Origin of the sequence: Humibacillus xanthopallidus, from assembly GCF_006716675.1 — a bacterium.
Taxonomy (GTDB): domain Bacteria; phylum Actinomycetota; class Actinomycetes; order Actinomycetales; family Dermatophilaceae; genus Humibacillus; species Humibacillus xanthopallidus_B.
The window spans coordinates 12,666-33,117 of the sequence record NZ_VFPM01000002.1 but is presented as its reverse complement, the minus strand read 5'-3'; the positions used below and the strand labels follow the sequence as shown (position 1 = coordinate 33,117).

Sequence of the window (20,452 nt, the reverse complement as noted above, 5' to 3'; positions counted from 1 at the left end):
ATGGGCAGCGCGCTCACCCGCTCGAGACCGCAGTAGGCGCTCTGTCGGTGGGTGGGTGTCAGCCGAGTCCCAGCTCCTCGAGCGAGTAGGCGTGCAGGTAGGCGACGCCGGCCTCCTCGCTGATGCGCTCGCCGGCCCCGGTCGCCCGGTCGGCGATGGTCGCGACGGCAACGACGGTGGCGCCGTCCTCGCGGGCCGCCTCGACGGCGGCCAGTGGCGACGCACCGGTCGTCGTCGTGTCCTCGACGATGACGACACGGCGGCCGGTGATCGACGGTCCCTCGATGCGCTGCTGCAGCCCGTGGGCCTTGCCGGCCTTGCGCACGACGAAGGCGTCGAGCCGCTCGCCGGCGGCCGCCGCGGCGTGCAGCATCGAGGTCGCGACGGGGTCGGCTCCGAGTGTGAGGCCGCCGACGGCCTCGTAGTCGAGGTCCTTGGTGAGGTCGCGCATGACGATCCCGACGAGCGGCGCGGCCTCTCCGTCGAGCGTGATGCGGCGCAGGTCGACGTAGTAGTCGGCCTCCTTGCCGGAGCTCAGGGTGACGCGACCGTGGACGATCGCCTTCTCCCGGATGATCTCGAGGAGGCGGGCGCGGGCGGCGGCGGTGTCAGTCACGAGGCTCAATGGTAGGGCGAGTGGCGGCCGCCCTCAGCGCGTGCCCGCCCCACGGGCGCGGTCGCCGCCCGAGACGCGGCCGCCGCCCGAGAGGCGGGCGACGGCTGTCAGTCGAGGCAGAACTCGTTGCCCTCGACGTCCTGCATCACCTGGCAGGACTCGTTGTGGCCGTCGGCGAGCAGGAGCGGCCCGCGCACCGCACCCAGGGCGACGAGCCGTGCGCACTCGGCCTCGAGGGCGTCCAGTCGCTCCTGCCCGACGAGTCCGGTGCCGACGCGGACGTCGAGGTGCACGCGGTTCTTGACGACCTTGCCCTCGGGCACGCGCTGGAAGAACAGCCGCGGCCCCGCTCCGGTCGGGTCGACGCACGCGAACGCCGAGCCCTGGTGCTGCGGTGGCAGCGAGCGGTCGAAGTCGTGCCAGCTCGCGAAGCCCGGCGGCGGTGGCGGCACGACGTAGCCGAGCACCTCGCACCAGAACCGAGCGACCCGCTCGGGCTCTGCGCAGTCGAACGTGACCTGAACCTGCCTCACCGTCGCCATGGCTCACACCCTAGGAGTACCTCCCGACAGTGGTCGCCCGATGTCCGGGCGCGCAGGAGTCTCAGCGACGCACGAGGCGGGCCCGGCGCCGGATGACCGACCGGGGAACGACCCGCAGGAGACCGACCATCGCCTTGTACTGCAGCCCCGGCACCGAGACGACCCGACCCTTGGCGACGTCGTCGAGGCAGTCACCGACGAGCCGCGACGGGTCGAGCCACAGGAAGTCGGGCCCCGGCTTGCCGATGCCCGCACGCTGCTGGAACTCCGTGTTGGTGAAGCCCGGGCACAGGGCTGTCACGGTGACGCCGGTGCCCTCGAGCTCGCTCGCGAGGCCCTCGCTGAACGTCGTCACCCAGGCCTTGGCCGCCGAGTAGGAGCCCGAGGCGATGAACCCTGCCACCGACGAGACGTTGATGATCTGGCCCCGGCCGCGGTCGCGCATCGCGACCCCGGCTGCGTGGGAGAGCACGAGCACGGCCCGGGTCAGCACGTCGAAGGCCGCCTCCTCGGCGGCGAGGTCGTTGCGCAGGAAGCTGCGCCGCTGGCCGTAGCCGGCGTTGTTGACGTGGACGTCTACGGGACGCGCCGGGTCGGCGAGCCGGTCCGCGACCGTCTGCACGGCGGACCGGTCGGAGAGGTCGGCGACGAGCACCTCTGCGGAGACGGCATACCTGCTCGTCAGCTCGGCGGCGAGGGCGTCGAGCCGCGCGCGGTCCCGTGCGACGAGCACGAGGTCGTGCCCGCGCGCGGCGAGCTGGACCGCGAACTCGCGACCGATGCCGGCGCTCGCACCGGTGACGAGTGCGGTGGGTCGAGGGGTTCGCTCAGCAGCCATGGGTGTCACCCTAGGCACACGGTGTCGGGGCGGCGGTCTAGGGTGACCGACTGTGCGCATCGCCACGTGGAACGTCAACTCGATCCGGTCCCGCATCGACCGGGTCACGGCCTGGCTCGAACGCAACGAGGTCGACGCGATCGCCCTCCAGGAGACCAAGGCTCGCGAGGACCAGTTCCCCTTCGACCGCTTCGAGGCGCTCGGCTACGAGGTGGCCCACCACGGGCTCAGCCAGTGGAACGGCGTCGCCGTCGCATCACGGGTGGGCCTGTCCGACGTGCAGGTGGGCTTCGACGGCATGCCCGGCTGGGGCGAGCCCGCGGCGGCAGAGGCACGCGCCCTCGGCGCCGTCTGCGGAGGTGTGCGCCTCTGGTCGCTCTACATCCCCAACGGCCGCGCCCTCGAGGACCCGCACCTGACCTACAAGCTCGAGTGGCTCGCGGCCCTCGAGCGGGCCGCCAGCGGCTGGCTCGCCGACGACCCCGCCGCGCAGATCGCCCTCATGGGCGACTGGAACATCGCCCCCACCGACGCCGACGTCTGGAGCGTCGCCTACTACGAGGGGCGCACCCACACCTCGCCCGCGGAGCGCGCCGCCTTCGCCGCCGTCGTCGACGCCGGCTACTCCGACGTCGTGCGCCCCCACACCTCGGAGCCCGGCACCTTCACCTACTGGGACTACACGCAGCTGCGCTTCCCGAAGCGCCAGGGCATGCGCATCGACTTCGCACTCTGCTCCCCCGCGCTCGCCGAGCGGGTCGTCGGCGCCGCCATCGACCGCGAGGAGCGCAAGGGCAAGGGCGCCTCCGACCACGCGCCCGTCGTCGTCGAGATCGCCGACTGACCGCGCCTGCTCGCCGGGGCTCCTACGGGACGACGACCAGCCGCTCGTCGCCGCGGCTCGTGACCCGGTCGGGCCGCCGCAGGCCGAGCGTGAGGGCCACGGCCGACCCGGCGAGCGCCGCCAGCGCACCGCCGAGGAAGACGGTCTGCACCTGCACGACGCCGGCGCCGATGAGGGCGGCGGTGTCGAGCGGGTCAGGCAGCAGCCGCACGGCGGCGTAGTAGCGCGACAGGCCCACCGTGGTGAGCAGGGCGAGGCCCACGACCATGCCGACCATGCGGGCCACGACGACGAGCGAGCTCGCGACGCCGTGGGCGTCGGCCGGAGAGTCGGCGAGCGCCGCGTTGTTCACCGGTGCGAGCGCGAGCCCGATGCCGAGCCCGACGACGACGAGCACGACGGTCGTCGACACCGTCTCGCCGAGCGAGTCGAGGGTCCAGCGCGACATGACGAGCAGACCTGCCGCTGCGAGGGCGAGACCGATGCCGGCCACCGCTCCGTCGCCCAGGCGGCGCAGCGCCCAGCCCCCGGCGAAGGCCCCGACGGGCACCGCGACGAGGAAGCGCACGAGCACGAGCGCCGCACCCGTCGCGTCGTAGTCGTCGGTGAGCCGTGCGAGGAGCGGCACGTCGACGACGACGGCCACGAGGGCCGCACCGACGAGGAGGCTCACGGCGAGCGAGCGCACCCCGCGCGCGTGCAGCACCCCGCGCGGGATGAGCGGCGCCGCCGCCCGCCGGTGCCACCACCAGAGCACGAGCAGCGCGACGGCGCCGACGGGCAGCAACGAGTAGCCGAGCGGGCCCACGACCTCGCGCTCGGGGTCGGACGACGCGAAGGTGAGGACGAGGCTGCCGAGCGCCACCGCGACGAGCAGGGCCCCGAAGAGGTCGGAGCGCCGCAGCACCGGCCACCAGCGCGGCGCCGTGACGACCGCGAGCAGCACGAGCAGCACGAGCGCGACGAGCCCGATCGGTGTCAGCACCCGCGAGTCGCCGGCGAAGGGCACGAAGGGAGCACCGAGCGCGACGTCGGTGACGAGCGAGTCGGGGGCGGCGAGGGCCAGCCCTCCGATGCCGAGGGCGAGGAGCGCGAGCACCCACGCGAGCACAGTCACCCCGCGCCCTCGCCCACCCCCCGATCGAGAGAGCGACTCGTCGGCGCGCCGTATGCCGCCCGCCCCGGTGCCGAGGGCACGTGACCCGAGGAGGTGGATGACGGCATACAGGAGCAGGCCGGCGACGACGTTGGCCCAGAAGATGGCCCGCCAGCCCGCCCACGCGAGGATGACTGCTCCGAGCACGGGCCCGAGGACGGAGCCGAGCTCCTGCACCGCGCCGACGACGCCGAGCGGGGTGCCGCGTCGGCCGGCGGGCCAGAGGTCGGCGACGAGTGCGAGCGTCGCCGGCACGAGCCCTCCACCGCCGATGCCCTGGAGCACGCGGCCCGTGACGAGCACCGGCATCTCGACCGCGAGCGCCGTGATCGCGGAGCCGACGACGAAGACGACGAGGCACCCGAGCAGGATGCGGCGCCGGTCGAGCAGGTCGGAGAGGCGGCCGATGAGCGGCAGCACGGCGATGTAGCCGAGGAGGAAGCCGGAGATGATCGGCGTCGCGCGCTGGAGGGCGTTGATGCCGATGCCGACGCCGGCCATCATGTCGGTGAGCGCGAGGACGACGACGTAGGTGTCGGCCGCGGCGAGCGCCACGGCGGCTGAGGCCGCGGCGAGCAGGGGCAGGCGACCGCCGGTGGCGCTCACGGGGCCGTGATGGTGACGGGCTGGCCGTACTGGTCGAGGGTGAGGACGTAGGTCGAGGACGTGCCTGCACCGAAGAAGGGGCCGGTGAGCGTGACCTGCCGCAGCTCGTTCGCGTCCGTCAGCCCGTAGGCCACCGTGAAGGTGCCGTTGCGGTCGCCGATCTTGAAGAGGTCGACGACGGCCGCCCCGGGGATCGTGCCGGTGATCATCGTGAGCACCTCGGAGCCGGCGCGCACCTGGCCGGAGACCTTCGGATCGACGGTCTTCGCCATGAGGCTCGTCAGGCCCGCGTCGGGAGAGAAGAGGGTGGCGGGGTCGGGCAGGCCGAGCGAGGCCGGGTCGATCTTCTGGGTGCCGGGGACGAAGGGGAGCTTCGCGTAGACGGCGCCGTCGACCGAGGTGATCTCGGCGTCGCCCTCGATGCCGCCGAGACGCACCTTGAAGGTGCCCTTGAAGGCCGGAGGGTGCTTCCCCCACCCGTCGGCCGAGATGATGCCGTTGCTCCCCTCGGGCACGTCCTTGCTCGCGAGGCCGAGGTGCACGGAGGTCGCGGCGTCGACCTTTGCCTTGGCGGCTGTCAGCCGCTGCGCAGCCGACGGGGTCGACTGGGTCGGGCTCGGCATGTCGCCGCTGCCGGAGCAGGACGCCGTCGTCATGAGGCACACGGCGGCCAGTGCAGCGGCCGCGAGCCGTCCCAGGATGCGCATGGGGGTCAGGCTAACGGCAGGCGGCAGGCGCAGCCGTGCAAGCCGGGCTCATGGGCCGTAACACCCGGTTTGGGGTATGGCAACAGATGACAGTATCGAGAGGGCGGTGACCCGCCCCGCTATCCCAAGGAGTCAAGCATGGCCCTCATCGGAGTGATCCTCCTGTTGATCGGCGCCGGAGCAGCGGTGGTCACCTACATCGGAGCGCAGGCGGCAGGCGGCACGATCGCCCTCACCGCCCTGGGCTTCACGCGCACCGTGAGCCCGCTGGAGCTCGCGGCCTATGCCGCCATCGCCGTGCTGCTCATCGCGCTCGGCTGGGCGCTGCTCTCGTCGGCTGCCCGCCGCCGGGCACGCGCGCGTCGCGAGGACAAGGAGGCCGCCCGGCTCGCCGAGGTCGAGGAGAAGGCGGAGACCGCCCGGCTCGACTCCGAGCGCCGCATCGAGGAGGCCGGCCTGCGCGACGAGGACCTGCGACGCCGCGAGTCGCAGCTGAGCGCCCGCGACGAGGAGCTCGGCAGCCGCGAGGCCGAGCTGTCCCGCCGTGAGGCGGAGTGGCGCGAGCGTCAGGGGCCGTCGGTCGCCGACGTCGTCACCGGCCGGGCCGAGGGCAACGTCCACGAGGGCACGGCCTCGTGGACCGACAACGGCACCGACCGCACCGACGGTGCCGACGGCACCTACCGCGACAACGGCACGGACCGGACCGACGTGGGTGACGGCGTCGACGGCAGCGACACGACGGCGGAGCGCCGCACCCGCGCGTGACCTCGACGAGGGAGCACACCGCATACGTCTTCGACCTCGACGGCGTCGTTCGGGACTTCGCCCCGGGCGACGCCAACCCGGCCATCGAGGCAGCCCTCGGGCTGCCGGCAGGGCACGTCGCGGCGACGGCCTTCCGCAGCGAGCTGCTGCTGCCGACCATCACCGGTCGGCGCAGCTTCGACGCGTGGTTCGATGCGATCTGCACCGAGCTCGAGCACGTCGTGCCGGAGCCGGCGCGCGTGCGCGAGCACATGGAGGCGTGGCGCACGCACCGCGGCACGGTGGTCGACGAGACCGTCGAGAGACTCGAGTCGCTGCGCTCCGACGGGCACCGCACCTACGTCTTCACCAACGGCACCGACTACGTGCCGGCCGAGCTCGAGCTGCTCGGGCTCACCCGGCTCTTCGACGGGGTGCTCAACAGCGCCGACTTCGGCGTCGCCAAGCCTGACCAGCAGGCGTATGCCGCCGCCCACCGCGCCATCGAGGGTGACCTCGGGCGTGACGTGGCCCCGGAGGAGGTGTGGTTCACCGACGACCGCGCCGAGAACGTCCGGGCCGCACGCGAGTTCGGTTGGGACGCCGAGCTCTTCGCCCGCTGACCCCGACACCGACGACACCGGCGCCGGCCGACTGGAGCCGGTCACGGCATACGACGGAGGGGGCCTCGCTGGTGCGAGGCCCCCTCCGTGCGTCGGGCGGACGTGCGACCCAGGGTCGTCCAGCGGTCAGCCGAGGACGAGCGCCTCTCCGGCCTCGTCGACGTCGACGGTGACGGTCGACCCGTCGCGCACCTCCCCGGCGAGCAGCGCGCGGGCGAGCCGGTCGCCGATCTCGCGCTGCACGAGGCGGCGCAGCGGTCGGGCACCGTAGGCCGGGTCGTAGCCGCGGGCGGCGAGCCACTCGCGCGCCGGGTCTGTCACCGACAGGGTGATCCGCCGGTCCGCCAGGCGCGCACCGAAGGCACGCACCTGCAGGTCGACGATGTGCGCGAGGTCCTCGCGGCTCAGCGCATCGAAGACGACGACCTCGTCGAGCCGGTTGAGGAACTCCGGCTTGAAGGTCGAGCGCACGACCGTCATGACCGACTCACGGCGCTCCTCCGGCGAGAGCAGCGGGTCGATGAGGAACTGCGACCCGAGGTTCGAGGTGAGCACGAGGATGACGTTGCGAAAGTCGACCGTGCGGCCCTGGCCGTCGGTGAGACGCCCGTCGTCGAGCACCTGGAGCAGGATGTCGAACGTCTCGGGGTGGGCCTTCTCGACCTCGTCGAGCAGGATGACCGAGTAGGGCCGACGGCGCACGGCCTCGGTGAGCTGGCCGCCCTCCTCGTAGCCGACGTAGCCAGGAGGGGCGCCGATGAGGCGCGCGACGGAGTGCCGCTCGGAGTACTCCGACATGTCGATGCGGACCATGGCCCGCTCGTCGTCGAAGAGGAAGTCGGCGAGGCTCTTGGCCAGCTCGGTCTTGCCGACACCGGTCGGGCCGAGGAAGAGGAAGCTGCCCGTGGGCCGGTCGGGGTCGGAGACCCCGGCGCGGGTGCGTCGCACGGCGTCCGACACCGCGCGCACGGCGTCGGCCTGACCGATGAGGCGGGCACCGATGTGCTGCTCCATGTGCAGCAGCTTCTCGGTCTCGCCCTCGAGCAGGCGCCCGGCCGGGATGCCGGTCCACGCGGAGATGACGTCGGCGATGTCGTCGGCGCCGACCTCCTCCTTGACCATCGGACCCTCGTCGTCGGCCGTGGCTGCGGCCTCGCGCTCCTGCGCGTCGGCGAGCTGCTTCTCGAGGGCGGGGATGTCGCCGTAGAGGATCTTCGACGCGGCGCCGAGGTCGCCCTCGCGCTGGAGCCGGTCGGCCTGGGTGCGCAGGTCGTCGACGCGGGCCTTGAGGTCGCCGACGGCGTTGAGGCCGGACTTCTCGGCCTCCCACCGGGCGTTGAGCGCCGCGAGCTCCTCCGAGCGGTCGGCGAGGTCCTTGCGCAGCCGCTCGAGGCGGTCGCGCGAGGCCGCGTCGGTCTCCTGCGCGAGGGCGAACTCCTCCATCTTGAGTCGGTCGACGGCACGGCGGAGCTCGTCGATCTCGACGGGGCTCGAGTCGATCTCCATGCGCAGTCGCGACGCCGCCTCGTCGATGAGGTCGATGGCCTTGTCGGGGAGCTGGCGCCCGCTGATGTAGCGGTCGGAGAGGCTCGCGGCCGCGACGAGGGCGGCGTCGGCGATCGTCACCTTGTGGTGGGCCTCGTAGCGCTCCTTGAGACCGCGGAGGATCGCGATGGTGTCCTCGACGGACGGCTCACCGACGAAGACCTGCTGGAAGCGGCGCTCGAGCGCGGCGTCCTTCTCGATGTGCTTGCGGTACTCGTCGAGGGTCGTCGCACCGACGAGGCGCAGCTCGCCGCGGGCGAGCATGGGCTTGAGCATGTTGCCGGCGTCCATCGCGCCCTCGCCACCGGCCCCCGCGCCGACGACGGTGTGGATCTCGTCGATGAAGGTGACGATCTGGCCGTCGGAGCCCTGGATCTCCTCGAGGACGGCCTTGAGCCGCTCCTCGAACTCGCCGCGGTACTTCGCGCCGGCCACCATCGCGGCAAGGTCCAGGCTGTAGAGGGTCTTGTCACGCAGGCTCTCGGGCACGTCGCCCTCGACGATGCGCTGGGCGAGCCCCTCGACGACGGCGGTCTTGCCGACGCCGGGCTCGCCGATGAGGACGGGGTTGTTCTTCGTGCGGCGCGAGAGCACCTGCACGACGCGGCGGATCTCGGCGTCACGTCCGATGACGGGGTCGAGCTTGCCCTCGCGGGCGCGGGCGGTGAGGTCGGTGCCGTACTTCGCGAGCGCCTCGAAGGTGCCCTCCGGGTTGTCGGAGGTGACGGGGCGGCCGCCGCGCAGGTCAGGGATCGCCTTCTCGATGGCATCGGCATCGAGCGCGAACTGGCCCGTGCGCGCGAGCGCGAGCAGCAGGTGGTCGGTGGAGACGTAGGAGTCGCCCATCGAGGTCATGTACTGCTGCGCCTGCTGGATCGCCCGCAGGGAGGCCGGGGAGAGCTGCGGCTGCTGGGCGACCCCGCTGACCTGGGGCAGGGAGGCCATGGCTCGCTCCGCTGCGGCGGTCGCGGCGGCCACGCTCGAACCGCCCGCCGTCAGCAGGGCGGGCGTCGTCGTGCCCGTCTGTGCGGCGAGGGCGAGCAGCAGGTGGGCGGGCTCGATGGCGGGGTGGTGCTTGCCCGTGGCGGTGGTGGCGGCCTGGGCGAAGGCCTCCTGCGCCTTGGTGGTCAGCTGAAGGTCCATGCGGTCTCCTGGTCAGGGGTGGCGAACACCTGCGACAACTCGTGCCGACTTGAGTCTATTCCACTCAACTTTGTGAACGCGCAAGAACGTGACCAACGTGGCACTCGACGGTCGAGTGCCCAGTTCTCGACGACGGAAGTTGAGCACCCGACGGTCGAGTGCCCAGTTCCCAACGACCACAAGTGCGCACTCGACGGTCGAGTGCCCAGTTCTCGACGACGGAAGTTGAGCACTCGACGGTCGGGTGCCCCGTTCCCGACGCTGGCGTGGACGGCGCCGGCGATGATCTCAGCCGTGTGGGTGGGGGTCGTACCACCCGTCGTGGCGCTCGGCGATCGCGAGGAACTCGACGGCATACCCCGGGTCGTCGGGGGTTCGCACGTGCACGGCCCACTCGTGGGCCTCGGAGTCGTCCTCGCCGGCGAGCGCCTCACGGATGACGCGGACGTCGGCGAGGCCGGCGGCCTCGAACTGCTCGGCGACGAGCTCGGCCGCGTCACGGTCGGGGAAGACGAGGAGGTGCTCAGCGTCCACGGCCGCAGTCTCTCAGACCGCGGCCGTGGACGCGCCGGATCAGGCGGTCGTCGGCTCCTCGCCGGACTCGACGACGCGCGTCGCGATCTCGCGGAGCTTGATGTTGCGGCTCAGGGACGCCTGGCGCAGCATCTCGAAGGCCTCGACCGGCGTCGTGCGGTGGCGCTCGATGAGGATGCCCACCGCCTGCCCGATGAGCCGGTGGCTCTCGATGGCCTGGCCGAGCTGCTCCTGCTTGGCGGCGCTGTCGCGGCGGTCGACGACGCGGTCGACGGCCTGGCCGAGGGCCTGCGCGAGCAGGTCGCCGACGATGAGCTCGTCGGACGGCACAAGGCGCGGCTCGTCGAACTGCACCCACGCCCGGCAGTCGGAGCGCTGGGAGGTCGGGGCGAGGAGCAGGCCCTCGCGCTTCTCCCCCGCACGAAGGTCGGTGCTGCCCTTGCCGAGGAGTCCCTGGCGCGCCGGGTGCGGCAGCTGCTCGGGCCGGACCCGACCGCGCGGGCTCAGCACGACCGTGTCGCCGCGCTCGGGGGCCACGCGCAGGCTCACCTCGCCGTCGAAGAGCACCGTGAAGCCCGTGACGGCCGTCGCGAGCACCGACTCGAGGTCGTCGGCGGCCGCCAGGTCGACGGCGATCCGCGCCGCGAGCTCACGGCGCATGCGCGACTCCCGCTCACGGGTCTCGTCGCGGGCCACGACGATGACGAAGCCCGCGTGCTCCGGCGTGGCGGGCACGAGGGCCGCGCGCATGTGGACCCACGCCTCCCCGCCGCCCTTGCGCAGGACGCGGTAGTGGTCGTCCATGACGGGCTGCCCGGCCCGCAGGAGGTCCATCCGACGCTCTGCCGCACGGCGTTCGTCGGGAAGGTGCTCGGCGGAGACCCACCACGGGTAGGGCGGCACGAGCGGGCCGTCGGCGAGGGACCAGCCGTAGGCCTGCGTGAAGGCGGCGTTGATCTCGACGACCAGCCCGTTGGTGTCGCAGACGACGACCGGCTCCTGGATCGAGCCGAGGATCGCCCGCAGCCAGGCCGCGTCGCGAGACCGGGACTGGGCGCGCACGAGGTTGGACGCGAGCCGGGCGCGCAGCTCGTCGGGCTGGAAGGGCTTGACGACGTAGTCGTCGGCGCCCTCGAGCAGGCCCGTCGTGCTCGCCTCCACCCCGGCGCGCGCGGACAGCAGCACGACCGGCACGTCGCGCAGCCGCTCGTCGGCACGGATCTGCCGGACCAGCTCGAGCCCGTCCATGCGCGGCATCATGACGTCGGCGAGGACGAGGTCGATGGGCGGGTCGATACGCATCCGGTCGAGGGCCTCGCGGCCGTCGCCGACGGGCACGACGTCGTAGTCGGCGGCGAGGTGACGCGCCGTGTAGTCACGCATGTCGGCGTTGTCCTCGACGAGGAGCAGGCGGGGCCGCTCCACCTCCACACCGAGGGCGACGGCAGCGGCCTCCGCCGCCGCCTTGGCCGCCCTCGAGCCGGCACCGGGGGCATCGGCCAGACGTGAGCTGGAGTCGGGTCGCTGCTCGACCTCGACCGCGGCCGTGTCGGTGGCGTCGATGGAGCGCAGCGCCCAGCCGCTCGCCTCGGTGATGAACGACTCGACCGACCGCGGGGTGATCGACGGCCGGGTCGCCGAGTGCGAAGCCGGCGCGCCCCACGGCAGCGCGACGGTGAAGGTGCTGCCCTCACCCTCGGCGGACTCCACGGAGATGCGCCCACCGAGCAGCGCGACGAGCTGCTGGACGAGCGAGAGCCCGATGCCGGCGCCCTCGCGCGAGCGACGCTCGTCGTCGCGGCTCAGCTGTCGGAAGCGGTCGAAGACGAGCTCGAGGTCGCGCTCGGCGATGCCGATGCCCGTGTCGGTCACGGACACGACGTAGCCGTCGCCCTCGGCCGCGAGACGCAGCGTGATGCTTCCGCGCGGGGTGAACTTAAGGGCGTTCGAGAGCAGGTTGAGCACGATGCGCTCGAGCATGTCGACATCGAGGAAGGTGTCGTGGTCGAGGTCGTCGAGCTCGACGGAGAAGTCGAGACCGAGCCGCTCGATGGCCGGCCGGAAGTTGGCGGCGACACCGGTGAGGACCGCGCGCACGTCGGTCTGCACCCAGTGCGGCTCCACCGCGCCCGCCTCGACGCGCGTGAGGTCGAGAATGCGGTCGACGAGCCCGACGAGGCGGTCGGTGTTGCGGCGGATGAGCTCGAAGCGCTCGCGCGCCTCGTCTCCGAGGTCGGGGTTCTTCAGCGCGTCCTGCACCGGCCCGGCGATGAGCGTGAGCGGCGTGCGCAGCTCGTGGCTGACGTTGGCGAAGAAGTCGGACTTGGCCGTGTCGAGGGCGGTCAACACCTCGGCGCGGTGACGCTCCTCCTGGAGGCGGCGCACGCCGCTCAGCGCCATGGCGACGTGCGAGGCACAGAGCTCGGCGTACACCTGGAGCGGACCGTCCCACGGGCGGCGCGGGTTTGCCGTGAGGTGCAGGTGGGCGGTCGGCTCGTGCAGGCCCGGCTCGAGGACCGGCAGCACGTGCACCGCCCCGTCACCCTCCCCTGCGGCGGCGCTCGGCTGGTCGGCGTCGACTGACGCCGCCGGCTCGCGCCCGTCGGCCCACACGAGGTCGACCCAGAGGTGGTCCTCGGTGTGGGCGCCGAGCACCTCCAGGGCGCGCCGACGGACGTCCTCGTCGGACCGGACGTCGGCAAGGGCGGCGACGAGCTCGGCCGACACCCGGGCCCGGCGCTCGGCCAGGACCTTCGCGGTGACCTCGGTCGCCACGTTGAGGATGCCGACGACGTCCTCACCCGAGTCGTCGTGGATGGCGCCGTAGGTCCACGTGAAGTAGGCCTCCTCGACGAAGCCGAAGCGGTCGACGAGGAGGAGTCCGTCCTCGACCCAGGTCGGCGGCCCGCCCTGGACGACGCCGTCGAACATCGGCCCGATGACGTCCCAGATCTCGGGCCACACGTCGCGCACGGGGCGGCCCCACGCCCCGGGGTGCTTCGTCGCCCCGAGGAGGGTGCGGTAGCCGTCGTTGTAGATCATGACGAGGTCGGGACCCCAGCAGACGAGCATGGGGAAGCGCGACGACAGACAGATGTCGACGATGGTGCGCAGACGCGCGGGCCAGCTCTCGACCGGCCCGAGCTGCGTTGCGCCCCAGTCGGTGAGGGAGAAGAGCTCCTGCATCTCACCCGGGTGGTCCGAGACCTTCGCCAGGGAACCTGCAGTGAGGTCGGCCGTCGACTCGGCGTCCGGGTAGTGCGGGGTCACTCGACCTCCGGAATCAAAATCACGAGAGGCCTCCGGCGGCATCCAGCTACTGCACTTGACACCCCTTTGCTCGAGGCGGCCCCACAGTCTTGCACATGCGGTTGACGATTCAGCCGCTAGCGCTCGGGTCTCCACACGACGAGGGCCTGCGACGATGCATGGCGAGGTGGCCGCTGACCGGGACGAATCGGCACGACCTCACCCATCGGCCCCACGGCGAAGACGCGCGAGCCCGACGCGAGCGCGGCACGCGCCTGGTCGAGCGCCTCGGTCAGCTCGGCCACCTTCGCCTGGAGCGCGTCGACCTGCGTCTCGAGCTCGAGGATGCGCTGGATGCCGGCGAGCGAGACGCCCTCCTGCGACAGCCGCTGCACCTCGCGCAGGAGGGCCACGTCGCGCGTGCTGTAGCGGCGGCCGCCACCGCGGGTGCGCGACGGCGTGACGAGCCCGAGCCGGTCGTACTGGCGCAGCGTCTGGGCGTGCATGCCGGCGAGCTCGGCCGCGACCGAGATGACGAACACCGGGGCGTCGTCGTCGTGGCCGCCCGCGCGGGCGTTCCTGCGTGCCATCGTCATCACCGTCCTTCGCTGTGCCGGCGGGTTGCTGCCGTATGCCGTCAGGCCCGGGCCCGCTGGAAGAGCTCGGCCCGCGGGTCGTGGCCGTCCTCGGCCGCTGCCATCTTCTCGATCGCCTCTCGGGCCTCGTCGGTGAGCCGCTGCGGCACGACGACCTGGACCTTCGCGAGCAGGTCGCCCTTGTGGTCGCCGCGCGTCACGCCACGGCCCTTGAGCCGCAGCACGCGGCCGCTCGGGGTGCCGGGGGCGACCTTGACCTTGACCGACCCGCCATCGAGCGTCGGCACCGACACGGTCGCGCCCAGCGCGGCCTCGGCGAAGGTGACGGGCAGGTCGATCGTCAGGTTGTCGCCGTCACGCCCGAAGACGGGGTGCTTGCCGACGGTCACCGTGAGGATGAGGTCGCCGGGCGCAGCGCCGGGGTCACCCTGACGACCCTTGCCGCGCAAGCGGATCCGCTGGCCGTCCTTGACGCCCGGAGGGATGCGGGCCGTGATGCGGCCGAGGTCGGGCGAGGTGAGGGTGACGGTCGAGCCCTCGACGGCGTCGCGGAAGCCGATGCTCGTGCTCGCCTGCACGTCGGCGCCCGGCCGGGGCCCGGCCGTGGAGCCGAAGCCGCCGTAGCCCTGGCGGCCGCCGAAGCCGCCGGCACTGCCGCCGAACATCTGACCGAGGAGGTCCTCGATGTTGGGCTGCCCGCCACCGGTCGTGTCGAAGCGCACGCGCTGGCCGCCCCCTCCGGGGCCACCCGGCCCGCCGAACGCGGAGAAGATGTCTTCGAAGCCGGCGCCGCCACCGCCGGGCCCGCCCGCGGTGAAGCGCGCGCCGCCGTGCGACATGGCACGGACCGCGTCGTACTCGCGACGCTGCTCGGGGTCGGAGAGCACGGCATACGCCTCGCCGATCTCCTTGAAGCGCTCCTCGGCCTGGGTGTTGCCGACGTTGTGGTCGGGGTGCAGGTCACGGGCGAGCTTGCGGTAGGCCTTCTTGATCACCGCCGCGTCGGCGTCCTGGGGCACGCCGAGGGTGGCGTAGAAGTCCTTCTCGAACCAGTCCTGACTAGCCACGGCGCACCTCCTTCTGATCGTGTGGCTGGATCCTCACATCATGCTGCATGTCTCCCGACCCGGGGGTCCCGACGCGGGTCACCCCGCGCCGGGAGGTGTCACGCTCAGCCTGCGTCGGCAACCGAGACCCTCGCCGCGCGCACGAGGCGCTCGCCGATGCGGTAGCCGGGCTGGAGCACCTGCACGACGTGCGTGCCGGTGGCTCCCTCGGGCAGGTCGGCCTCGACGTGCATGAGGGCCTCGTGCACGTTGGGGTCGAACTCCTGGCCGGCCTCGCCGAGCCGCTCGACGCCGTAGCGACCGAGGATGGCCTCGAGCTTGTCGGCGATCGCGGAGAACGGACCGTTGGCGAGGTCGCCGACCTGGCGGGCCATGTGGATGTCGTCGAGCACCGGGAGCAGCGACTCCACGACGCTGCCGACGGCAGCGTTGCGGATGACGTCACGGTCGCGGTCGACCCGCTTCTTGTAGTTGACGTACTCGGCCTGCAGCCGCTGCAGGTCGGAGAGGTAGGAGGCTGCCAGCGCGTCCTCACGCGCCAGCACCTCGCTCTCGCTCTCGCCGGCGCCGTGGTCGAACTCGTCCTCACCACCGGGCTCGGACGAGGCTCCGGGGCCACCCTCGAAGTAGCGGTGGTGACCCGCACCCGCCCCGGCCGGGGAGCCGGCAGCAGATGCGCTGCCGGCTCCCTCGGTCGCGGCGGCCGACTCAGCGGCCGTCGTGGCCGACTCGGTCTCGACACCCTCGGGCTGTGCGCCCTCAGGGGTCGGGGTTCCGGTCGTGTCGGTCACTTGGCGTCCTTGGTCTCGTCCTCGTCGACGACCTCGGCATCGACGACGTCGTCGTCGGCGGCCGAGCCCGCACCGGTCGAGGCGCCGGTGTCAGCCGAGGAGTCCTGCGCCCCAGCGGAACCCGCGGCACTGGCGGAAGCCTGCTCCGCGGCATACAGCGCCTGGCCCATGGCCTGCGACTTGGTGTTGAGGTCCTCGATCTTGGCCTTGATGTCGTCGGCGCTCGCCTCGGAGCCCTCGGCGATGGCGGCCTTGAGGTCGGCGAGCGACTCGTCGACCGGGGTCTTGACGTCGGCCGGGATCTTGTCGCCGGACTCCTTGAGGAAGTTCTCGGTCGAGAAGATCAGCTGCTCGGCCTGGTTGCGGACCTCGGCCTCCTCACGGCGCTTGCGGTCCTCGTCGGCGTGGGCCTCGGCGTCCTTGACCATCTTGTCGATCTCGTCCTTCGACAGGGCCGAGCCGCCGGTGATCGTCATCTTCTGCTCCTTGCCAGTGCCCTGGTCCTTGGCGGAGACGTTGACGATGCCGTTGGCGTCGATGTCGAAGGTGACCTCGATCTTCGGCACGCCGCGCGGCGCCGGCGCGATGCCGGTCAGCTCGAAGGTGCCGAGCGACTTGTTGTGCTGCGCGATCTCGCGCTCACCCTGGAAGACCTGGATGAGGACCGACGGCTGGTTGTCGTCGGCGGTGCTGAAGATCTCGGAGCGCTTCGTCGGGATGGCCGTGTTGCGCTCGATGAGCTTGGTGAACAGGCCACCCTTGGTCTCGATGCCGAGCGAGAGCGGCGTGACGTCGATGAGCAGGACGTCCTTGCGCTCGCCCTTGAGGACACCGGCCTGCAGGCTCGCGCCCATGGCGACGACCTCGTCGGGGTTGACGCCCTTGTTGGGCTCCTTGCCGCCGGTCAGCTCCTTGACGAGGGCCGTGACGGCGGGCATGCGGGTCGAGCCACCGACGAGCACGACGTGGTCGATGTCGGCGACCTTGATGCCGGCGTCCTCGATGACCTTGTGGAAGGGGGCCTTGGTGCGGTCGAGCAGCGACTTCGTCATCTGCTCGAACTGCGCCCGCGTGATGTTCTCGTCGAGGTGGATCGGGCCCTCGGGCGTCATCGAGATGTACTGCGCCGAGATGTTGGTGCTCGTCGCGGTGGAGAGCTCCTTCTTGGCGCGCTCGGCCTCGTCACGGAGGCGCTGCATGGCGATCTTGTCCTTGGACAGGTCCTGGCCCGTCTTGTTCTTCACCTGCGTGATGAGGTGCTGGACGAGCATGTCGTCCCAGTCGTCGCCACCGAGGTGGTTGTCACCGTTGGTCGCGCGCACCTGGATCGTCGCGAAGCCGTCCTCGGCGTCCTTGCCCACCTCGAGGAGGGACACGTCGAACGTGCCGCCACCGAGGTCGAAGACGAGGATGAGCTCGTCCTCCTTGCCCTTGTCGAGGCCGTAGGCGAGCGCCGCGGCGGTCGGCTCGTTGACGATGCGCAGGACGTTGAGCCCGGCGATCTCACCGGCCTCCTTGGTGGCCTGGCGCTCGGCGTCGTCGAAGTAGGCGGGCACGGTGATGACCGCGTCGGTGACGGTCTCGCCGAGGTAGGCCTCGGCGTCGCGCTTGAGCTTCTGGAGGATGCGGGCGCTGATCTCCTGGGCCGTGTAGGTCTTGCCGTCGATCTCGGGCGACTTCCAGCTCGTGCCCATGTGGCGCTTGACCGAGCGAATCGTCCGGTCGACGTTGGTGACGGCCTGGCGCTTGGCGACCTCACCGACGAGGACCTCGCCGTTCTTGGAGAACGCGACGACGGAGGGCGTCGTGCGCCCGCCCTCGGCGTTCGCGATGATGCTCGGCTCGCCGCCCTCCAGGACGGAGACTGCCGAGTTGGTGGTACCGAGGTCGATTCCGACCGCACGTGCCATGGGTGACTCCTCGTTGCGTGATGGTGCTGTTGAGATGGGGCTTCGGAGCAAATCTGCGCGCCCGGCCAGCGATTGTCAAAGCCGGACTCGCAAATCTTGCGTTCACTCGACTCAACTCTGGGTGCAGCTCGATTGTTCCCCACCACCTCGGGGTCGATGGCGCTCGCGCGCGTCGACGGCCTCGGGATGCCTCGGGATGCCTCGGATGGCAGGACCAACGGCCCTGCCGCGACCCGGTGCGCGCGTCGCACGCTGGAGGTGGAAGGGAGATCACGATGAGCAACCCGATCGTGCCGCCAGGCGCCGAGGTCCCACCGGACCGGGTGGATGACGACCTCCGCGCGCTGGCACTCAAGCACCTCAAGGCGAAGCGGGACCTGCAGGCTCACGCCATCGCCTACGTGATGGTCAACCTCCTGCTCGTCGGCATCTGGTGGGTGAGCGGAGCGGGCTTCTTCTGGCCCATCTTCATCCTGCTCGGCTGGGGCATCGGCTTGGCCTTCAACGTCTGGGACGTCCTCAGCCCGGAGCCGGGGCCGGCCGAGGTCGAGGCCGAGATGAACCGCCTGCGGATGCGGCACTCCTGACCGGCGACGCCGGCCGGCACACCAGCCGGCGCACCGGCACACCGACAGGCCCGCGCGACCGCAGCGACGCCGCCGCTTGGCATGAGACCCCGGCGGCGCCGCTGAGCGGCGTCCCCGCTGCCTGTGCCTCCAGCCGCTGACAGGAGGAAACGGTCAGAACGCCCGCTTCACGGCGATTCGCTCCATCCGGCGCGTGAATACCGTCGCGGATTCCGCTGCGCCGCGCGGCCGCTCGCGAGACCATGTCTGAGGAGTCCTGCGGGTTGGCCCGCGCGTCGTCGGACGGGGGGTCTCATGCGTGCAGCGGTGAAGCGGGTTGTCGCCGCGCCCTTCCGACCCCTCACCGCGCTGCCGATCGTCAAGCGGATCACCTTCCACCTCAGGCGGATCAGCGGCGACGTCGACCTCCACTTCTTCCGCACCCTGCTGCTGGCCGTCATCGCGTTCGTCTTCGTCGCGGCGTTCCTCGTCACGGTCTTCGAGGTCGAGAAGCGCTCGCTCCACGGCCTCGGCGACTCCTTCTACTGGGCGGTGACCACCGTCATCGGCTCGGGCGACCCGAGCTACGTGAACTCGGCGCCGGGCTTCGTCATCGGCTGGCTGCTCGCCTTCTTCGGCGTGGCGATCGTCGCCGCGCTCACGGCGGCCCTCGTCGGCTTCGTCATCGACTACCTGCTCAAGGAGGGCCAGGGCATGGGTGCTGCCGGCTACGAGAACCACATCGTCGTGTGCGGCTGGAACGCCACCGCGCGCGAGCTCATCGAGGAGCTGCGGGGCGACGAGTTCACCTCGAAGATCGTGCTCGTCCACGACGCCGAGTCCAACCCGGCCGGGATGGGCGTCTACTTCGTGCGCGGCGACGTGACGAACGCCCACGACCTCGAGCGCGCGGGCATCGAGCAGGCCAGTGCCGCCATCGTCTTCCCGGCGGACGGCAGCAACGAGGCCGACATGCGCTCGATCCTCGCCGTGCTCGCCATCGAGTCGCTGGCCCCCGCGGTGCGCACGGTCGTCGAGGTCAACAACCCCAAGCACGTCGAGCACTTCGAGCGCGCCCACGCCGACGAGATCCTCGTGACCTCGACCCTCGCCTCGCGGCTGCTCGCACGCTCGGCGCTCTACCCGGGCCTCGCCGAGCTCGTCACCGACATCGTCTCGGGGGGCGACGGCTCGGAGCTCTACCGGGTCGCTCTGCCCGACGACTACGTCGACCTCACGACCGACGAGCTCTCGGCCCGGCTCCGCCAGGAGCACGAGGCCACGCTGCTCGCCGTCGTGCGCGACGGCATGACCGTCACCAACCCCAAGACCGACTTCCGCCTGAGGCCCGGTGACGACGCCGTCGTCGTCGCTGAGAGCCTCGGCAGCCTCAGCCCCCTCGACCCCGAGAACGCCCTCGAGCGTGACGAGCCCGAGGCGCTCGAGGAGCCACACGGCATACCTGCTGTGCCGGCCGCGCCCAACCGGTGGCGGCGCGCCCCCTCCGCCTCGTGAGCGGGCGCTAGCTGCCGGTCACGCGCCGCAGGTCGTATGCCGCCCGCAGAGGCCCGAGGTCGGCGCCGGGAACGAGCCGCTCCGCGAGCTCGAAGGTGTCGTGGACGAGGGCCCCCATCATCGCTGCGGCCTCGGCCGGCGTCGCAGCGAGGAGGGACCGGATGCGCTCCTCGAGATCGTCGGGGCGCTGGGCCAGCAGGGTGGCCTCCCACGTGAGCCACTTGTGGAAAGGGTGGGGCGCGTAGACCCGGTTGGCGCCGAAGAGGGCGTCGAGCACGCCCTGCACACCGTCGACGAGGTCACGGTGGAGGAGCACGACGTCGTCACGGGCGGCGAGCATCTCGAGTCGCTCCTGCGGGCGCAGGTCGAGGCCCTGCTCGACCATGGCCCGCGCGAGCGGCTCGGGGTAGGGCCGGCACCGCGAGCGCCAGGCGTCGAGGACCGGCTCGCCGTGCAGGGTGACTCCGTCGAGCAGGGCAGTGATGCGCACCTGGAGCTCGGCCTCCGTGTCGCCGCGGGCGGCCCGGTCGAGGTAGTCGTCGATCGTCGTCGTCACGAAACCGCTGACATCGATCTTGACGCCGTCGACCATGAGCCCGTCGGCCCACTCGTGCTCGTCCTCCTCGGCGTAGACCCGTTGCCAGCCGGCTCCCTCGACGGCGGCGCGTCTCTGCCGGATGCTCGGTGGCCGCGACCAGTAGACGTCGAGCTCGACGTCCGAGGCGTCGTCGGCGAGGCCGCGAGCGACCGAGCCGGCGACGAGGACGGCGGCGACGGCGGCGTCGGCCCGGTAGGCGCGCGCTGCGCGACGGGCGATCTCGAGGCGGCGGGCCACGGGCGCGGTCGGTGTCACCCCG

General features: G+C 71.9%; 18 protein-coding genes. 5 read left to right on the top strand and 13 right to left on the bottom strand.

The features are described from left to right. Positions 1-58: 58 nt before the first annotated feature. The 3 genes from pyrE to FBY41_RS08065 all read right to left on the bottom strand — a co-directional run bounded on the left by pyrE (position 59) and on the right by FBY41_RS08065 (position 1,996). Entirely contained in the window at positions 59-616 is a 558-nt protein-coding gene (gene pyrE / locus FBY41_RS08075) for an orotate phosphoribosyltransferase (protein WP_141843344.1), read from the bottom strand. A 107-nt stretch (positions 617-723) separates the two neighbouring features. Next, complete coding sequence (locus FBY41_RS08070) at positions 724-1,158, bottom strand: VOC family protein (protein ID WP_141843342.1); 435 nt, start codon at positions 1,156-1,158, stop codon at positions 724-726. A gap of 61 nt (positions 1,159-1,219) precedes the next feature. Beyond that, on the bottom strand, positions 1,220-1,996 hold the full coding sequence (locus FBY41_RS08065; RefSeq protein ID WP_141843341.1) for an SDR family NAD(P)-dependent oxidoreductase: 777 nt from the start codon (positions 1,994-1,996) through the stop codon (positions 1,220-1,222). A gap of 52 nt (positions 1,997-2,048) precedes the next feature. On the opposite strand from FBY41_RS08065, the gene FBY41_RS08060 reads away from it, so the two are divergent. Continuing rightward, complete coding sequence (locus FBY41_RS08060; protein WP_141843339.1) at positions 2,049-2,840, top strand: exodeoxyribonuclease III; 792 nt, start codon at positions 2,049-2,051, stop codon at positions 2,838-2,840. A 22-nt stretch (positions 2,841-2,862) separates the two neighbouring features. Here FBY41_RS08060 and FBY41_RS08055 read toward each other — a convergent pair whose 3' ends face one another. Both FBY41_RS08055 and FBY41_RS08050 read right to left on the bottom strand, forming a co-directional pair. After that, positions 2,863-4,602: an MFS transporter gene (locus FBY41_RS08055; protein ID WP_185748971.1), complete on the bottom strand. Its 1,740-nt coding sequence runs from the start codon at positions 4,600-4,602 to the stop codon at positions 2,863-2,865. Further along, a complete protein-coding gene (locus FBY41_RS08050) occupies positions 4,599-5,309 on the bottom strand; it encodes an LppX_LprAFG lipoprotein (protein ID WP_141843336.1) in 711 nt (236 codons plus the stop codon). The genes FBY41_RS08055 and FBY41_RS08050 overlap by 4 nt, the downstream gene beginning before the upstream one ends. 138 nt (positions 5,310-5,447) lie before the next feature. Between FBY41_RS08050 and FBY41_RS08045 the strand changes: the two genes are divergently transcribed. Next, on the top strand, positions 5,448-6,077 hold the full coding sequence (locus FBY41_RS08045) for a hypothetical protein (RefSeq protein ID WP_141843334.1): 630 nt from the start codon (positions 5,448-5,450) through the stop codon (positions 6,075-6,077). Beyond that, positions 6,074-6,679 carry an HAD family hydrolase gene (locus tag FBY41_RS08040; protein WP_141843333.1) on the top strand — a complete coding sequence of 202 codons (606 nt, stop codon included), beginning with the start codon at positions 6,074-6,076 and terminating at the stop codon, positions 6,677-6,679. Before FBY41_RS08045 ends, FBY41_RS08040 begins: the two co-directional genes overlap by 4 nt. 126 nt (positions 6,680-6,805) lie before the next feature. On the opposite strand, the gene clpB is transcribed toward FBY41_RS08040, so the two are convergent. The 7 genes from clpB to dnaK all read right to left on the bottom strand — a co-directional run bounded on the left by clpB (position 6,806) and on the right by dnaK (position 17,514). Beyond that, entirely contained in the window at positions 6,806-9,367 is a 2,562-nt protein-coding gene (gene clpB / locus FBY41_RS08035; RefSeq protein ID WP_141843331.1) for an ATP-dependent chaperone ClpB, read from the bottom strand. 288 nt (positions 9,368-9,655) lie between these two features. After that, on the bottom strand, positions 9,656-9,901 hold the full coding sequence (locus FBY41_RS08030; protein ID WP_141843329.1) for a ribonuclease E inhibitor RraB: 246 nt from the start codon (positions 9,899-9,901) through the stop codon (positions 9,656-9,658). Positions 9,902-9,940: 39 nt separating this feature from the next. Continuing rightward, a complete protein-coding gene (locus FBY41_RS08025) occupies positions 9,941-13,171 on the bottom strand; it encodes an ATP-binding protein (RefSeq protein ID WP_185748970.1) in 3,231 nt (1,076 codons plus the stop codon). Positions 13,172-13,287: 116 nt separating this feature from the next. After that, positions 13,288-13,740, bottom strand: a complete 453-nt coding sequence (locus FBY41_RS08020; RefSeq protein ID WP_185748969.1) for a heat shock protein transcriptional repressor HspR — start codon at positions 13,738-13,740, stop codon at positions 13,288-13,290. Between the two features lie 47 nt (positions 13,741-13,787). Beyond that, on the bottom strand, positions 13,788-14,813 hold the full coding sequence (locus FBY41_RS08015; protein ID WP_141843323.1) for a DnaJ C-terminal domain-containing protein: 1,026 nt from the start codon (positions 14,811-14,813) through the stop codon (positions 13,788-13,790). A 104-nt stretch (positions 14,814-14,917) separates the two neighbouring features. Beyond that, complete coding sequence (locus FBY41_RS08010) at positions 14,918-15,604, bottom strand: nucleotide exchange factor GrpE (protein ID WP_141843321.1); 687 nt, start codon at positions 15,602-15,604, stop codon at positions 14,918-14,920. Next, the gene (gene dnaK / locus FBY41_RS08005) at positions 15,601-17,514 is read right to left on the bottom strand and encodes a molecular chaperone DnaK (RefSeq protein WP_141843320.1); all 1,914 of its coding nucleotides are present in this window, start codon (positions 17,512-17,514) and stop codon (positions 15,601-15,603) included. Before dnaK ends, FBY41_RS08010 begins: the two co-directional genes overlap by 4 nt. Before the next feature lie 275 nt (positions 17,515-17,789). Between dnaK and FBY41_RS08000 the strand changes: the two genes are divergently transcribed. After that, the gene (locus tag FBY41_RS08000) at positions 17,790-18,101 is read left to right on the top strand and encodes a 2TM domain-containing protein (RefSeq protein ID WP_141843318.1); all 312 of its coding nucleotides are present in this window, start codon (positions 17,790-17,792) and stop codon (positions 18,099-18,101) included. A 294-nt stretch (positions 18,102-18,395) separates the two neighbouring features. Further along, a complete protein-coding gene (locus tag FBY41_RS07995) occupies positions 18,396-19,595 on the top strand; it encodes a potassium channel family protein (protein ID WP_141843316.1) in 1,200 nt (399 codons plus the stop codon). Positions 19,596-19,602: 7 nt separating this feature from the next. Here FBY41_RS07995 and FBY41_RS07990 read toward each other — a convergent pair whose 3' ends face one another. Next, a complete protein-coding gene (locus tag FBY41_RS07990) occupies positions 19,603-20,448 on the bottom strand; it encodes a DUF4037 domain-containing protein (protein WP_141843313.1) in 846 nt (281 codons plus the stop codon). Between the last annotated feature and the right edge of the window lie 4 nt (positions 20,449-20,452).

Excerpts from the sequence above, each read along its gene's own strand:
- FBY41_RS08070 (WP_141843342.1), bottom strand. The coding sequence starts at position 1,158 with ATGGCGACGGTGAGGCAGGTTCAGGTCACGTTCGACTGCGCAGAGCCC.
- FBY41_RS08065 (WP_141843341.1), bottom strand. The coding sequence starts at position 1,996 with ATGGCTGCTGAGCGAACCCCTCGACCCACCGCACTCGTCACCGGTGCG.
- FBY41_RS08050 (WP_141843336.1), bottom strand. The coding sequence starts at position 5,309 with ATGCGCATCCTGGGACGGCTCGCGGCCGCTGCACTGGCCGCCGTGTGC.
- FBY41_RS08045 (WP_141843334.1), top strand. The coding sequence starts at position 5,448 with ATGGCCCTCATCGGAGTGATCCTCCTGTTGATCGGCGCCGGAGCAGCG.
- clpB (WP_141843331.1), bottom strand. The coding sequence starts at position 9,367 with ATGGACCTTCAGCTGACCACCAAGGCGCAGGAGGCCTTCGCCCAGGCC.
- FBY41_RS08020 (WP_185748969.1), bottom strand. The coding sequence starts at position 13,740 with ATGGCACGCAGGAACGCCCGCGCGGGCGGCCACGACGACGACGCCCCG.
- dnaK (WP_141843320.1), bottom strand. The coding sequence starts at position 17,514 with ATGGCACGTGCGGTCGGAATCGACCTCGGTACCACCAACTCGGCAGTC.
- FBY41_RS08000 (WP_141843318.1), top strand. The coding sequence starts at position 17,790 with ATGAGCAACCCGATCGTGCCGCCAGGCGCCGAGGTCCCACCGGACCGG.
- FBY41_RS07995 (WP_141843316.1), top strand. The coding sequence starts at position 18,396 with ATGCGTGCAGCGGTGAAGCGGGTTGTCGCCGCGCCCTTCCGACCCCTC.